The sequence below is a fragment of the Mobiluncus holmesii ATCC 35242 genome (genome assembly GCF_000185445.1).
In the GTDB taxonomy this organism is placed as follows: Bacteria; Actinomycetota; Actinomycetes; order Actinomycetales; family Actinomycetaceae; genus Mobiluncus; species Mobiluncus curtisii.
This window is the reverse complement of sequence record NZ_GL622346.1, coordinates 296,804-311,666: the sequence shown is the minus strand read 5'-3', so window position 1 is coordinate 311,666 and position 14,863 is coordinate 296,804. Positions and strand designations below refer to the sequence as shown.

The window sequence follows — 14,863 nt, the reverse complement described above, 5'->3', positions numbered from 1 at the left end:
ACATAGTGGGTGTTAGTATCGTCTCTAGCTGGGAATCAGTTCACATAATCCTTGATATACTTACTCAGCCTCGCGCTTAGCCGCCTCCTCGGCTGGGAATCAGTTCACATAATCCTTGATATACTTATAATCCACACCTGTGAATGCGGGATGGGCTGGGAATCAGTTCACATAATCCTTGATATACTTAGTCCCTGCCCAGGTATTCGACTTTCCCCGCTGGGAATCAGTTCACATAATCCTTGATATACTTACTTAGCCGTTTTACGTCCCGTACCACGCGCTGGGAATCAGTTCACATAATCCTTGATATACTTACCTACAAAGGTCTGGCTACGCAACACCCGCTGGGAATCAGTTCACATAATCCTTGATATACTTAAGGCTGGTTTCCGAAATCGCCGCCCTAAGCTGGGAATCAGTTCACATAATCCTTGATATACTTAGGCGCTGGAAGATTGTCATCACAAGATGGCTGGGAATCAGTTCACATAATCCTTGATATACTTATTCGCGCAGATAGGCCATTAGCGTCCATGCTGGGAATCAGTTCACATAATCCTTGATATACTTAGTAGAGGGCATTTTTCCCTGATATATCAAGGAAATACTGAGATTTAGCGACCTAAAAAAGCATCAGTTGCGTGGGCGCTTCTTCTTGTTTTACCTCCTTAGCGTTGGAAAATCTCAACGCAGTTGCCCACTGATGATCTGTTAGATGGTAGATTCTGACCTCTCCACCTGGAGGTAAATGGGCTTTAATACCTTTCAAAAGTCTGACGCTTAAGTGACCAGCGGGAGAGTACCAGGAATAAACGCTGAACTGCACCTGCGAAAACCCATTATCTAGCAGATAGCGCCGGAAACCTGTATATGCACGCCGCTGCTTCTTGGTTTTGGTTGGTAGGTCGAACATCACCATGCACCACACTGGTTCTCCCGGCATTGCTTAGAGCCCCAACTTACTGGGCGGCTTCCAAGATGGAACCCCGAACTTCCCAATGTCGCCCTCAATTAACTGCCCATAATGTTGAGCTAGCAGGGTCATCTCGGCTGGAATCGACTTTCGGGTGGCTGTGAAAACGTCACCGGCGGCGTTAACCAATCTTTTCCTAATTTCGCACCCTTCATCAACGCATTCAGACACCAGCAAATAAACAGAATAATCAATGGCAGGTCTAAAGGGCTCGATGAAATCGTCTGCCAAATTCCAGGGGTTTGAGCGTCCATGGTGAGCTACACCCAGCGAAGAAATCAAACCCGATGCCGCTACAGCTCGCATAGCGTGACCACGTAGAATTGTGTAGCCATAATCCAGCATGGCATTTATAGTAAAGTTATCGTCCCCTCCACCCGGTATACGGCGAAAATCCTGGTCATCCCATAGACTTTCCCAATAAATGCGTGCAGCTTGACCCTCAATATTTGAGGGGTCACCGGAACGGATATCTTTGACCAGTTCCTTAAGCCTTTTCCCGTTAGGTCGCCCAAAAAATTCAAGTACCTCAGCCTGGCCCAGAACTTTAGATTTAATCAGACGCGCCCACACAGACTTCCGAGCAGGACTACTGGCGTTTGCTTGGGCAATTTGACGGGCACCAACTCGGGTATGATCACCCCATGGATAGGCGTGTCCATAGGGAACACCTTTCCAGTCACAAAATATTACGGCAGTGTCATTTTTCAGGATGCGATGCACTGATCCCGCAGAGAACCGCGTATCTACACCAAACAGAACCACTGCCACGTCTGAAATCGGGACACGTCGTTCCTCGCCCTCCTCAGGCTTGACTACCAAGGCGCCTTGGATAGAACTCACAGAGCCTCGAAATCCGGTGAAATCAAGAATCTGCCACTTCTCTATCTCTATGCTTCCCATGAGAACGGCAATCCGTTATTGGAACTGGGGCGTTCGATTCCGAGAGAGTTTCGCCGCACAATGCGCGGTTTGCCCTTGGAAAACAGTACATTTATTGCTGGCCGCCAACCCTGACCTGACAGAATTTTTTTGATAGAGTCTTCGGCATCATCACGCAATCCCTCCCCGGCCAACAAAACAGGTTTTAGTCTTAATCTTGAATTAGATGGGAAACCCGTGAGTCTAAACGAATTGACAGGGAAATTCCTGAGCAAATCTCCAATTTGTCCGGTATGAAAAGCCTTATCAGACGTATCAACTATTATTTCGTCGCCCGGCACAAGCCAGCCCAGGTACTCCGCTGTACCATTAGAGAGTGCCCTCCGCAGAGAATCTTCGCAGGTACGTATAGATATAGCGCTAGGAGGCAATTTGACTGTAAACAAATCCTCAGCCTGGTGTTTTAGCAAATCAACAGCGAATACGCGTATCATGCTGTAAAAAATCTTTTTACCGTCATCAATCCTATAAATCCGGGCATGATGGATGGTGCTACCAATCTCCGCATACCCGTCACGAACGGCAATAGCCGCAACATTTGAGGGGAATACAGGAATGTTGTCTTCGCTTTCGTACTTCACTCCCTGAGCTCTGATAACCCGATTGGCATTCTCAGGTAAACCCTTAGTGGGATCAAAATCATCACACCTGGTAAGGGCAGTCCAAATCTGTGGCGTGGCAGCTCTGTCTATATCCGCCAAGCTCCAGACGCTACCGAGTTTCTTTGAGTCAAGTTTACCAATCCCGTCATCGTGAGCCTTACTGTCGGAAAGCCTAAGGCGCAGCGGCTGCACGACTGGAATAGCGTCATTTTCGAGCTTGTCATTGAACAAATCTGTGAGACGCTCCATATTCGACTTCCAAACAGCAAAATGCTCACGAGCCGTCTCTGTACGCCCACAGTAGTCTTTCCAAGTCTCGGATTGACCGGTAAATTTTTGAGCATCACGCAGATTGTTCTTTTCAGACAAAGTGGTTGAAATCCCAGGCGTCATGAGTGCAATGGTGGCAGCATCCATCGCATGATGACGTCTATCAAGGCGTGTCTTACCACCGCCGCCAATCATCTTCACCTTGTCTTCCAAACCAGAAGACTTACGCGCCTGGGCGGTGACGGCGCCACGATAAACGGATACCTGCGTTTGTGCGCCTTTAGATTGAAAATAATATTCAACCCTATGATGCAGCTCGCGAGCCATCCAGGCGACGGACTCCAGAGAACGAGAGTCTATCTCGGGGTCCTCGGTTGTTTTCAAAAGTCGTGAAATAACCTCGTTTTGGAACGCCCGAAATTCTCGGGCACCTTCATTTTGCGAGCGTTGCCATTGTTTCACACGTGAAACTGCGCCGTCGATGCTCACATCAAAATTACTGGTCTTGCCTGCCCAAACAGCAAAAGGCAGATTAGATTTATCCCGGTTACAACTACGGCATGCTGCCGCCAAGTTGACTCGAGAGTTCGTTGAGCCGACACCTTTTCGAGGGACAATATGGTCAAGTTCACAGTCACTAAAAGTTATGGGTGTGCCACAATACAGGCATTGACAATTCTGCCGTTTCACGGCGTAATAGCGGATTATATCATACTTTGAGACATGAGAATTTCCGCCTTTCTCAGTAAGGATTGCTTTGACAGCTTCCTCATTTTGAGCCCTGCGCCTCTCATTCTCCCGCTCAAACTCCCGTTGCATAAGTTCCGAACTAAAGCCCGAACGCACATGTTCTATGTTGATTTGCGTTGGAGCCCCCCATTCTCGCTCCGCAGCCATCAACAAACGATTAACAATTTTTAGTACACGATCGACTCCTGGATTGCCCACCGGGGCATAAATGGGGTCAGCAGGCGGTTTCCAATCATCGGATACACCGAACTCACGCTTACGGGCTTCAAACAAATCACAATCATCTTGCAACATTCTCTCGGTAAGGCGCTCGAGAGAATCTTCCGAATACGATGCCCTTCCTGCAGGAAGTCCGACTTTATCCAGGCTTTCGAGCTCTTTGTCATCCAAAGACTCCAAATAGGCAACCACTATGTCTGCTCCCGGACGTGCGTCCTCCAAAACAGAAGCGTTGGATAAGGCCTCTACGATTGCAGATTGCACATCTACATCTCCAGTTTTCCACAAGGCAACCAGGCTCTTTATTTTTGAATCCTTGATTTTGCTCCACGCCGAATTGACCGGAGGACGAGTGTAAGGACGCTCACCATCGGGACCTTCCTTTGCTGTTCCCTGAAGATTAGAACGCTTAACGTGAAGCAATTCGGCAACATCTGTCCAAGTGACATGGTCATCAGTAGTACTGGACATGAGATAACCAATAAGTTGTTCTTTTTCCTCCATAGATAGGGGGCGATTATCATCTCCAGAATCCTTTATACGCAGGTTGCAGATGACCGAGACTATGCGGAACTTTTGAAAAGACGGCATGGCTTTTAAAGCGCGAGGCTTTGAGCCTTGTCCCGGTAACGCATCCATCCCAACGCGCTCCGATGCCTTACCTTTTGGTGACCTACTGAAAAAGACTCTATCAATAATGCGATTCAGGGTTTCATCGTCAATCCCCTGAACGGAAGCAATTTTGCGCAGCTCATTGGCATTGTCGCTCTGACGCAGCTTTCCAGAGAGCATTCCATCAGCACCGCGAATCTTTTGCCTGCCCATCAAGTCCACCAAAACTTCAGCTGGTGTCGCGTCATCGCTGAAGACATCTCCGGTTTTCTCCATGACCCGCTTTTTAAGGGCGGAAAATTCTTCTGATATTTCTGCGTGTAGGTGGAGAGCTTCCACTCTTTGGTAAGGACTGCGCCAGCCCCGGTGACGTGCCATATGCCGGAGTGCAATAGACATCGCTTCGGGAAGTTCATCGGCAGGAAGTTTTATCGTAGCGAGGTCAGCACGAACTTTCCAAGGCTCGTAGGGGTCTGCAAAGTTTTCCAGATTCACCAGGGGATAACCAAGTTCGTTGGAAATGAAATCATCCAACTCGCGTAATCTTTGTCTACGCGTTCGATATAGTCGTCGCGTGCGCCTTGCTGTTCCCGCGGAAGCGAGACGAGTGATGGCGTACTTTTTTTGTTCGGGATCGACACCAGAATCGTGAATAACAACCATAGTGTTCAGAAACCTGATAGGAGAACCCGAATCGCCTACCTCCACGGCAGCAAAACCCACCGAGTTAGTTCCAACATCTATGCCCACATGATATTTGCGATTGTCCATGAAATCATTATTACCAAAAATGATACAGAAATGGGGTAAATCGGTTAAAAAAGTTGCGGGACCGAAGCCCCGCGGAGAATTCAGGTACACAAACATGGTGTCCCTTACTGAGAATCAGTTCATGCTCAATTTTACACCACTTCCAAAGAGCTGTCATCACGCAATTTACAAAATCAACTTGAACACTCCGCCGACGTGCGTGGAACTGGCTTCCCTCGCAGCAAATACTAATTTTGGAAAAATAGTACTTAAGTAGCATTTGGCGCATTACCGCAGGTAATTAGAGGTTTCTAAATACTACTCATGGTGATTCAAGTGACCCGGCTACGTCACGTTAGGTTTCGGCAAAGATTGTCTGCACCGAAGTATCGAATGCCCGCAAACCCGGTATAAATCGACCGAAAATGTGTGAGGATAGGAGCGTCCACCCGATACGTTACCCCACGAAAGGACGCGCAATGCTGCACGAAATTACTTTCCCCTCTTTTAACGAACGAGATACTGTTTACGGCTGGATTTACGTTCCGGCGGCGAAGCCGAAAGGTATCGTCCAACTTGTTCACGGTTTCGGCGAGCATTCCCGCCGCTATCTGCACCTCATCGTCAATCTGTTGGAGGCAGGCTACATCGTGGCAGCTGACGACCACGTTGGCCACGGTAAAACCGCTGTCGAGAACGACCGTTGGGGCGACTGGGGCGACAAGGGCCCACACACGATGATGGAGGACGAGCACCGCCTGTCCGTGCTTGTGAAAGAAAAATACCCAAACCTGCCACTGTTCTTTTTCGGTCACTCTATGGGCTCGATGATTGGACGAGACTACATGGTGAAATATGGCAACGAACTCGCGGGAATCACCCTGTGCGGCGTGACGGGGCGTTTCCCCGAAACGGACGCGGTGATAGCACGGCTGCAAGAGCTGGTGGCGGCTGGCGAGGGTGAAAACAGCGATCCCGGAATCATCCAGCAGTTCTTCGGATTCTCTTTTGCGCGCATTCCCGAGGGCGTAAAGATTGGCAACGAGTGGATTTGTGAGGACCCTTACGTGCAAAAGGATCACGCCGAGGACCCTTTTGATGCCTTCACCAAGCCGACGTCGAACCGTTCCATGCTCGATTTCGCCCAGATGCTGAAACAGGTCGAAGGTCCGCAGTGGGCCGAGGCGGTCCCCCAGGACCTGCCTGTTTACCTGATTGCCGGCTCTGAGGATCCCATCGGCATGTTCGGTACCGGGTTCATGGAGGTCGTGAACTGGCTGGAGGATACGGGACACCAGACCCAGGCGCAGCTCTATTTCGGATATCGCCACGAAATTCACAACTACACGGACATCAAAGACAAAGTGGCCTGGGGCATCATCGACTTCTTCGACGATATAGTCGCAGCCTAACTGCATTTAGGAAAAAAATTAATCATCTGGTGGCTAAGCGTCCAGATTGGTTAAACCAACGATTAAAGATATGTAGGCATAGGTTACTCTGAGCACTCACGACATTACACGCCGAAAATAGTGTATTTACACTTGAAATAACCCGCCGTAAAATAGGTATTATATTACTGGTGCGAACCAGAAGGGATATTTCAAATGTTTAACGTTCCGCGTCGCCTAATTACCCTGGTCGCAGCGTTTATCCTAGGGTGTTCACTGGGCACATCCAGCACTTTTGCAGATGGTTTCAAGGGTGAGACAGGGCTCACCACCGCCACAACAGCGAAAAATGTAACCTCCACCCAAAACTCCATAGTTTTGCTAAACAACAATGGAAAATACGAGGAGTTATAAACGTGAGCGAAATATTTATTGGATCCAACAATCCGTCGATATACACCCAGCAGATTTCTCACACCAGAATCGATTCTACTTCAGAGTCGAATCTAAGCAATTCTCGTTTACGGGCTATTCTGGGAGACGTTATAGATATTAACAGCGAAGCGCACTTTATCGCTGACGCTTTTAGTAATCTATCTAAAATTGATACTATTCTACACCGTTCAAAGGACTCACTAACTGAACTTGTCACAGATTACAATCATCGCCGGGATTTAATACTTAAAGCCTGCTCAGCAAATGAGGCCTATAAAGCTAACGAACATAAATTGTTAGAAGCTCTCGACTCTGAATTTAGGGAACGCATTTCTAGCTACGCCGACGATTGTGTCGGTCTCATCAACAACGTCGCCACCAAGGCGGCGTCTAGTGACGCCAGCTTGGTGGCTATGGATTGGATTTCCGGATATAAAGGTAGCGAAGGACTATTTCTGCGCGATTCAGAGGCTCACGGCATCAAAACCGATATCATCAGCTTCTTTACTCAGGCTCTCAGCGATTCAAAGGGGAACATCCCCACTGAAAACAACCAACGCTCTGATTATCATGGTCAATATCTCACTGCTGCAGACTTAACCGGATCGTCTTTTTTTCACAAGCTAGAAGTGTTCGCCCGCACAGTTTCATCCAAACAAATGCAGCAAGATAATCTCAGGATTAACGAAGCAAACGAACGTAAGAACCGTCCTCACAATGATGTACTTGCCGCTAAATATGCTTCATCCGATTGGCGCTGGGCTACACGCTTGGATATTAAAGTTTGGCAACATGATTACCAAATCGCCGCAGCACGCCTCGAAGATACTTCTCATTTAGACGGTTTTTCAGATGCGTTAAAACGTATTCTAGGTCGTTTTGACGCCTCCGCCAGTGTATATAACAAATATACCGGTCTTGATCCCGAAGAAGGTCCAAGCCTCGGTCTACAAATCGAAGATGCAGCGAACACCTTGGGTAAAACTACTCTCACGCAAGGTGCAGACACCTTTACAAAATACGTATCTCGCATCGATACAATTGCAAATTCATTGTCTTCAAATCAAAAAGCTCTGTTGGGTGTAATGTATGCAGATGCAGAGTCTATCGGTAACGATAAAGCATTTCTCAAAGTAGATGCTTTTGCTAAAGCATTAGCGACTCATAACTTCCACGGCTTTAAACTTGGCAATATAGGAACCGTCAAAGGAGTACATTTACTCAATCAACTCCGATGGTATCTCGATGATGAATCTAGCACCGGCATTCCTCGGCCCAACTTCTCCAATTCACTCACGCTTAATGAACAGATGGCTCTAATTACCAACAAATATTTACCTTGGATGGTGCAGTCAGAACCCACAAAAATGAAACTCGTTGACTCGGCACTACGGAAACTCCATAACCATTAGAGGAACCTATTAGGTACACCCACACCCACCGGCATACCGCGTCGTAGCGAGCATCATCAATCATTGACCGACCGACAAATGCTATTTTAATCAAATTCAAACCTCGTCTTTGGTTTGGTAACGCCATCTTTATCTCATATATTGATACAGCTATCCGCTATATGGACAAAACGACTATAGTCGGAGCATGACTACTCAAACTAATACTCGAACTGATAACCAATCCGTAGCGCCAAAAGCGCTTACCCCCGAAGATCGCAGCGCCCTAAAGGCCGTGACGATTTTCCCAGTTCTGATTATTGCGGCAGCCCTGTGGGGATTCTTTTCCCCCGCTACAGCTGGGATGCTTACTCCGCACGTCGCGATTCTTTTGGGTGTCATTATGTTCGGAATGGGTCTGACCCTAACGTTGCCGGATTTTCGTTTGGTATTCACCAGACCGTGGCCCATCCTGCTGGGTGTTGTCGCCCAATACGTCATCATGCCCGCACTAGCGGTATTAATCGTTACTGTGCTACGTCTCCCCGATGCCGTAGCTGTAGGTGTGATCCTGGTCGGATGCGCCCCCGGTGGCACCTCGTCGAACGTGATCTCTTACCTCGCGAAAGCTGACGTAGCTCTTTCCGTCACCATGACCGCGATTTCTACACTGCTCGCTCCCGTGATGACCCCGCTGCTGACGCAGTGGCTGGCTGGTAAATATATGCCGTTGGATGCCGGGGCGATGGCGGTGAGCATCGTGAAGATGGTGCTGGTTCCCGTTGTGGCTGGCTTGGTGCTACGACTGGCTTTCCCCAAGTTCATCAACCGAATCCTGCCGGCTCTCCCCTGGATCTCTACCCTGGGTATTTCCGCGGTTTTAGCAGGTGTGGTCAGCGCCTCCGTAGACGCCATCAAGGCAACCGGGCTGCTGGTTTTGGTCGCGGTCATCCTGCATAACATGCTGGGTTACGGCGTGGGATACGGCTTCTCGAAGTTGCTGCGGGCGGATAACCGGGTGTCACGCACGGTCTCGATTGAAGTCGGAATGCAAAACTCTGGCATGGCTGCCACTCTGGCAAAGACCCACTTTGCGATGACTCCCGAAGCTGCCCTGCCCGGCGCTATCTTTTCCATCTGGCACAACCTGTCTGGGGCATTGCTCTCGGTCATTTACCGTCGCATGGCTGAACGCGAAGCCGCTCGCAATGCCGAGACATCAACGAATAAATCCCCACAACCTGAGAAAGAGGTTACGACCGCGCCCGTAAGTGTGGGCTGAGCAACAACCATATAAACAAAATTCTGGATTCAGATAGGGTCGTTCACCCCCGAACGACCCTATCTGACTGTTAAGCCCACTCGCCAGACCCTTGTGACGTCCTCTCCCCACCGTTCACCGATGAGGTCGGTGAGATATCAACTCATGCCCGACTGCACAGCTGAGAGCCTTTTCCCGGGCGAAGGCGAGTATCCCTCAAGCACCGGGGATTCTTGCGGCGCGATTAGCTGCCAGCACCCCATCGGTGCGGGTCAAAGTCAGATGCGCCGTGCCCTTACTGGGAAGCTGCGGCGCAGCGGCAGGAACATTTGGGACATTATGATGCTTCTTTGCGGTCAACCGGTGTATCACCCGAGCCACCACCAGGGGATGACGAGCCTGTACCTTTGCTATCAACATAAGCATCCATTTAGGCAATGACATCGTAATTCCCCTTTTCGGCTATTTCGGCAATAATCTCCTGGACTTCCGCATCCACCCGAGAGGCATCGTCTTTCACCAGTCCCAACCTGGTACGACGCTGCAAAATATCCGCAACATTCATAGCTCCCTCGTGAGTCAACGCAAAGGCTACCTCGGCACGCGTCACATCGGTGCCATCCAAGTATTCCAAAGGTCGGGCAATCTCTGTCTGAGCCACCAGCGGCGCTTCCCTCCCAAACCGGCGCACCAGAGGCTTGGGTAAACCCACCAGGGCATCGCGCGAAACTCCCCGGAAGTCCGGGTGACGATGCGCCCCGATTATCGGCAAGTCCCTGGTACGGCAAGCTCCGGCGCGAATCCCGCTTGCAGCCAGCACTCGATCCAAGCACTGCTCAGCCATCAGGCGGTACTCCGTGTATTTCCCGCCCACTACAGAAAACGCGCCTTCACAGGAACGAATCAGGGCGTGCTTACGCGATACATCTGCCGTTGCCCCTCCCTCACCGTTATCAATAAGGGGTCTTAGCCCGGTAAACGTCCCGATTACATCATCGCGACTCAAGGGCTGTTCAAGAGCGAGGTTGATGTTACGCAGCAGAAAATCGATATCCGCATCCGGAGTCTCAGGCACGTCAGGAATCGGACCGGGATTATCTTCATCCGTCAATCCCAAGTACACCCGATGGTGCGGCGCCGGCAAAATGAACAGATAGCGAGAGATTGACCCCGGCAACGGTACCGTGAGGGAACCTCTAGGATTCCCCAGACGTTCGGCACTGAAAATCAAATGCGTGCCGCGAGAAGGACGGATATGAATATCCGTATCCAGTCCGGCAGCCCACACGCCCGTCGCATTAATGACCGCTCTAGCGGGAATGACCCCCGTCTGACAACGTACCGTGTCGCGGACCTGTACCTCGTGAGCAGCCATCCGCAACGCCTCCACGCGGGTCAGAATTTTCGCTCCGTAACCGGCAGCGGTCCGCGCGATGGCAGAAACAATACGGGCATCATCCACCATTTGACCATCGTAGTTAACCCAAGCGCCGCGCAATCTGTCTCGTGAAACCGCAGGACACAGCGACAATGTCTGTTTAGGTGACGCGTAGTGTGAGTGGGGCAAGACTCGATTCGAAGTCCCTGCCGAAATCCGCAGCAAATCCCCGGCGATGAAACCAAGCCGCATCGCGGACTTCTGAAATAAATTCGTATCCGCCCCCAAGGCCGTCACTTGCGGCAAAGAGTGAATCAGGTGTGGCGCCGTACGGGTCATCAAGATTCCTCGTTCCACCGCCGAATTGTGCGCAATCTGAAGATCCATCTTGGCCAGGTATCGCAAACCACCATGTGCCAGCTTGGACGACCAGCGCGACGTCCCGAATCCCAAATCATGTTTCTCAATTAGTACCGTGTTAAGCCCGCGGGTCACCGCGTCCAAAGCCGTACCTACCCCGGTGATTCCTCCCCCGATTATCACCAAATCCACCGGTTCGTTCGCATTCATCACCTCGTCAAGGTCGTTGCGACGCCTTGACGCATTGAGAGCAGCAGAAAATTTCATGGTAACAAATACTCCTTTAGCAGTACTTCTAGCTGTTTGGTCCACACGTCAGCGTCGTCTCTCACAGCTCGGAAAATATTTTGTTGTACGGCGGCGGTCTGCACTGACACCACCACAATCGCAGCGAGTACACGCGGGTCTTCATCGCGCAACTCAGTGTTACGGGACATCTGTTCCAAAATCTGTGCCAGCAAATCGATAAATCGGGTTTGTACCCGACCTAAGCGTTGGAATTGATAGGTTTGCAACAGTTGCGGATCGCGCTCAATCATGGCAGCGAGCAGCTCATTTTGCTGCAAATCATGAGCGGCTTGTACCAGGATTTTCACCAAATCTTCCACCGTCTGTGGTACCGTTTGCAGCCGCTGCGCCAATGGCAGTAATTCTCGTGTCAGGGTGTCAGCAGCGAGCTGCGTCACATTGTGATAGCGGGCATACACGGTGGGGCGCGATACCCCAGCTTCGCGGGCGACCTGAGCGATGGTGGTGCGCGAAAACCCATTGCGGATGAGGCTATCTCGAGCAGCCTTTTCAATAGCCTGGTCGATAGCCATTTCATCCGGCGTGTGTTCCCGCTGCGGGGATTTGGAGCTGAAACCTGGCGTCTTCATGAGCGTGGCACCAGGTAGTATCCGGCGTGGGGAACGGCTGTGCACTCGATGGCAGAATCAAAGTAGGCGTCTCCGTCCGCATAAGCGGTGACTGCGGGCATCTCGATGCGCATTACCTTGCCACGAGCGGTCTGTGCTTGGGGTAATCTCCACCAGGTGCCGTTACTATAGACACCCGCATGGCGCAACATTCCCAGTTTCGTCAGGTCTCCCAAAATGGAAAGTTCCAACAGTCCGTCTCGAGGATTGGCATGGGGGCACACCTTCAGACCTCCCCCGTATGACTTGGTATTCCCCAGTACGCAGGTGGTGATTGGACCGGAACAGACCTCCTGCCCATCGACATAAATGCGGGTATTGTGCGGGCGAAACCGTACCCATTCAATCAAAGCTGCCACAACGTAGCGTGTAGCTCCCCGCGGAAAAGAAATCGTGTTGGCACGAGCCGATGACAATGAATCAAACCCCATGCAGGCAATGGTCCCGAAATACTTCTCCCGCCCTTCCTCATCGCGCATCAGACCGAGGTCCGTGCGGGTGGCGTAACCGGAAGTAATGACCTTGACGGCGTGCCGGGGATCGAGCGGAATACGATACTCCCGAGCATGATCGTTTCCAGTTCCAGCTGGGATTATTCCCAACGGCACAGCGGTTTTCGCCTGCGCTTGCAAAGCCAGGCTGACCAGACCATCTCCCCCACACACCACCAGGGCATCCAGAGACCTATCGTCAATGCTGCGCCGAATCAGTTCATCGGACTCCTGGGGGGAGGCTCCCGCCAACACCGTTACTTTCACTCCCGCCTCCGCAAAAGCGCTGTGGGCGAGTTTTGCTGCGGCACTGCTTTTCCCTTTACCCGCAGCCGGATTCACCAGCAGGGCAATATGCCGAATCTCGTGACGATCAAACGTTTTTTCCATCACTACACCAGCTTCTCTGGGTTCAGTATCCCTACCGGATCAAGTTCGTGTTTAATCGCACGGATAAGCTCCACTGCGGGTGTGCCGATTTCGCCTTTCAGGAACGGACGGTGATCCGTGCCTACCCCGTGGTGGTGTGTAGTTGTCCCTCCCGCATCAATAATTGCCTGGGATGCCGCGTGTTTCACGGGCCACCACTGAGCTTGGGGGTCATCGCCCTTTTGCGCCGCCACCACCGTGAAGTAAAGGGAACAGCCTCCCGCATAGACGTGACTGATGTGGCACATAACCACCGAAATCGTGCCGGTTTTAGCAAGCTCCGTAGTTAGGGCTTCTGTCACGGCGGTCTTAAGCCTGGTGGTGTTTGACCAGTCAGTAGCGGTCTCCAGGGTTTCGCAGATAGCTCCGTTGTCAATCAATCCGTCACGCAGTACCGGAGCCCCAAAACGTCCCTGTTCCCATTCCCGCACCGGCATTTCGCCCAACGACGTGCCCCCGTGCGCCAGCAGCACTGCCCGCGTTTCTTCATGGCGGGACTTGGTGTGATTTTCGCTACCCTCAAACATGGTCAAGCACAAGCATCCGACTTTGCTGGTCGCAGCGGAACCCATCGAGTCGGTATTGGACAGGTTCAGTGAGGATTCAATCTCGTCAGAGAGGCGTATCACCGTTGGACCGCAGCCTTCCTGTACTACAGCGCGCACCGCAGCGGCGCCGGCTGCAAAATCTGGGAATCGAAAAGCCTCGTAACGTTTAGTCTGCGGAATCTTGTGCACCTGTAACCGCAGTTTAGTGATAATCCCGAAACTACCCTCGGAACCTAAAAATACGTGACGCAAATCGGGGCCGGCGGCTGACATAGGCGCTTTCCATCCGACTTCCATAATGCCCTTGGGGGTCACCACGGTCAGCGAACGCACCATCTCGTCAAAACGCCCATATCCAGCGGAGCTTTGTCCCGACGACCGCGTCGCCGCGAATCCACCCAGGGAGGCATAAGGAAAAGACTGCGGATAGTGACCAATCTGCAAACCATACTCGCCCAGCAGCAACTCGGCGTGCGGTCCGGAGAGCCCCGCCCCGAAGGTCGCTTCACAAGACACCGGATCCACGTCCTCAAGCTGGTCAAAGCGGCGCAGGTCAATGCTGATGACTGCCCGCATCCCGCCTTTCTTGGGACTGAGACCACCTACGACAGAGGATCCCCCTCCGAAAGGAACCACCGCAATCTTTTCGCGGCTGCAGAACTTGAGGACCTCCCAGACTTCCGTTTCTGTTCCCGGCGCGACAACCGCGTCGGGAGCTTCAATCACCCGGTTCATCCGCCAATCGACCAGGTCAGGGTAGGACTTGCCGCGGGCGCGACGGATGCGTTGCTCTTTGTCGGTGGTGACGTAGCCGGGTCCTACGATTTCCCCAAGTGCTGCAAGGTCAGCATCGCCCAGACGGATTGGGGACAGTTCCGTCTGTGCTGTGGTGCGACGATGCAGCGTCAGCTCCCCTACTCCCAGCAGTTTGTGCAGCAGTTTTTGCACCGAGACAGACAGCTCTTTGGATTCATCTGGTGTTCCCCACAGGTTGTGCTCCATCGGGGGCAGGGGAACCAAACACTCGGAATTCGTCGAGTCCAAATTAGAATTAAAAGAATCGAAAGAATCAGCGACGTTGCTCATAACCTCAGCTTATCACCTTTACACATTCCGTAAAGGTGATAAGCGATAGATTTTG

Annotated in this window: 11 protein-coding genes and 1 CRISPR repeat array; of the genes, 3 read left to right on the top strand and 8 right to left on the bottom strand. The window is 51.4% G+C overall.

Going from position 1 to position 14,863, the window contains the following annotated elements; all coding sequences use genetic code 11:
- Positions 1–27: 27 nt before the first annotated feature.
- Positions 28–574: a CRISPR direct-repeat array (repeat unit 36 nt; unit sequence GCTGGGAATCAGTTCACATAATCCTTGATATACTTA).
- 51 nt (positions 575–625) lie between these two features.
- Genes cas2 through cas9 form a run of 3 tightly spaced genes read right to left on the bottom strand, consistent with a single transcriptional unit; the run spans position 626 to position 5,238 of the window.
- Positions 626–922 (bottom strand): CRISPR-associated endonuclease Cas2, encoded by a 297-nt coding sequence (gene cas2 / locus HMPREF0576_RS01360; RefSeq protein ID WP_004010403.1) that lies wholly within the window; start codon positions 920–922, stop codon positions 626–628.
- A 27-nt stretch (positions 923–949) separates the two neighbouring features.
- A complete protein-coding gene (gene cas1, locus HMPREF0576_RS01355) occupies positions 950–1,819 on the bottom strand; it encodes a type II CRISPR-associated endonuclease Cas1 (protein ID WP_245527295.1) in 870 nt (289 codons plus the stop codon).
- Positions 1,820–1,866: 47 nt separating this feature from the next.
- Positions 1,867–5,238 carry a type II CRISPR RNA-guided endonuclease Cas9 gene (gene cas9, locus HMPREF0576_RS01350; RefSeq protein ID WP_004010401.1) on the bottom strand — a complete coding sequence of 1,124 codons (3,372 nt, stop codon included), beginning with the start codon at positions 5,236–5,238 and terminating at the stop codon, positions 1,867–1,869.
- A gap of 362 nt (positions 5,239–5,600) precedes the next feature.
- Between cas9 and HMPREF0576_RS01345 the strand changes: the two genes are divergently transcribed.
- The 3 genes from HMPREF0576_RS01345 to HMPREF0576_RS01330 all read left to right on the top strand — a co-directional run bounded on the left by HMPREF0576_RS01345 (position 5,601) and on the right by HMPREF0576_RS01330 (position 9,620).
- Positions 5,601–6,533: an alpha/beta fold hydrolase gene (locus tag HMPREF0576_RS01345; RefSeq protein ID WP_004010399.1), complete on the top strand. Its 933-nt coding sequence runs from the start codon at positions 5,601–5,603 to the stop codon at positions 6,531–6,533.
- 395 nt (positions 6,534–6,928) lie between these two features.
- Positions 6,929–8,359 (top strand): hypothetical protein, encoded by a 1,431-nt coding sequence (locus tag HMPREF0576_RS01335; RefSeq protein ID WP_004010397.1) that lies wholly within the window; start codon positions 6,929–6,931, stop codon positions 8,357–8,359.
- A 187-nt stretch (positions 8,360–8,546) separates the two neighbouring features.
- Positions 8,547–9,620 (top strand): bile acid:sodium symporter family protein, encoded by a 1,074-nt coding sequence (locus tag HMPREF0576_RS01330; protein WP_004010396.1) that lies wholly within the window; start codon positions 8,547–8,549, stop codon positions 9,618–9,620.
- 195 nt (positions 9,621–9,815) lie between these two features.
- Here HMPREF0576_RS01330 and HMPREF0576_RS01325 read toward each other — a convergent pair whose 3' ends face one another.
- Genes HMPREF0576_RS01325 through HMPREF0576_RS01305 form a run of 5 tightly spaced genes read right to left on the bottom strand, consistent with a single transcriptional unit; the run spans position 9,816 to position 14,808 of the window.
- Entirely contained in the window at positions 9,816–10,043 is a 228-nt protein-coding gene (locus tag HMPREF0576_RS01325; protein WP_236585920.1) for a LysR family transcriptional regulator, read from the bottom strand.
- Complete coding sequence (locus tag HMPREF0576_RS01320) at positions 10,030–11,604, bottom strand: glycerol-3-phosphate dehydrogenase/oxidase (RefSeq protein ID WP_004010395.1); 1,575 nt, start codon at positions 11,602–11,604, stop codon at positions 10,030–10,032. The genes HMPREF0576_RS01325 and HMPREF0576_RS01320 overlap by 14 nt, the downstream gene beginning before the upstream one ends.
- On the bottom strand, positions 11,601–12,215 hold the full coding sequence (locus HMPREF0576_RS01315; protein WP_004010394.1) for a TetR/AcrR family transcriptional regulator: 615 nt from the start codon (positions 12,213–12,215) through the stop codon (positions 11,601–11,603). The genes HMPREF0576_RS01320 and HMPREF0576_RS01315 overlap by 4 nt, the downstream gene beginning before the upstream one ends.
- Positions 12,212–13,135, bottom strand: a complete 924-nt coding sequence (locus HMPREF0576_RS01310) for a diacylglycerol kinase family protein (protein ID WP_004010393.1) — start codon at positions 13,133–13,135, stop codon at positions 12,212–12,214. Before HMPREF0576_RS01310 ends, HMPREF0576_RS01315 begins: the two co-directional genes overlap by 4 nt.
- A gap of 2 nt (positions 13,136–13,137) precedes the next feature.
- Positions 13,138–14,808 carry an FAD-binding oxidoreductase gene (locus HMPREF0576_RS01305; RefSeq protein ID WP_004010392.1) on the bottom strand — a complete coding sequence of 557 codons (1,671 nt, stop codon included), beginning with the start codon at positions 14,806–14,808 and terminating at the stop codon, positions 13,138–13,140.
- Positions 14,809–14,863: the final 55 nt, after the last annotated feature.

Excerpts from the sequence above, each read along its gene's own strand:
- cas2 (WP_004010403.1), bottom strand. The coding sequence starts at position 922 with ATGGTGATGTTCGACCTACCAACCAAAACCAAGAAGCAGCGGCGTGCA.
- cas9 (WP_004010401.1), bottom strand. The coding sequence starts at position 5,238 with ATGTTTGTGTACCTGAATTCTCCGCGGGGCTTCGGTCCCGCAACTTTT.
- HMPREF0576_RS01345 (WP_004010399.1), top strand. The coding sequence starts at position 5,601 with ATGCTGCACGAAATTACTTTCCCCTCTTTTAACGAACGAGATACTGTT.
- HMPREF0576_RS01330 (WP_004010396.1), top strand. The coding sequence starts at position 8,547 with ATGACTACTCAAACTAATACTCGAACTGATAACCAATCCGTAGCGCCA.
- HMPREF0576_RS01325 (WP_236585920.1), bottom strand. The coding sequence starts at position 10,043 with ATGTCATTGCCTAAATGGATGCTTATGTTGATAGCAAAGGTACAGGCT.
- HMPREF0576_RS01320 (WP_004010395.1), bottom strand. The coding sequence starts at position 11,604 with ATGAAATTTTCTGCTGCTCTCAATGCGTCAAGGCGTCGCAACGACCTT.
- HMPREF0576_RS01315 (WP_004010394.1), bottom strand. The coding sequence starts at position 12,215 with ATGAAGACGCCAGGTTTCAGCTCCAAATCCCCGCAGCGGGAACACACG.
- HMPREF0576_RS01310 (WP_004010393.1), bottom strand. The coding sequence starts at position 13,135 with ATGGAAAAAACGTTTGATCGTCACGAGATTCGGCATATTGCCCTGCTG.
- HMPREF0576_RS01305 (WP_004010392.1), bottom strand. The coding sequence starts at position 14,808 with ATGAGCAACGTCGCTGATTCTTTCGATTCTTTTAATTCTAATTTGGAC.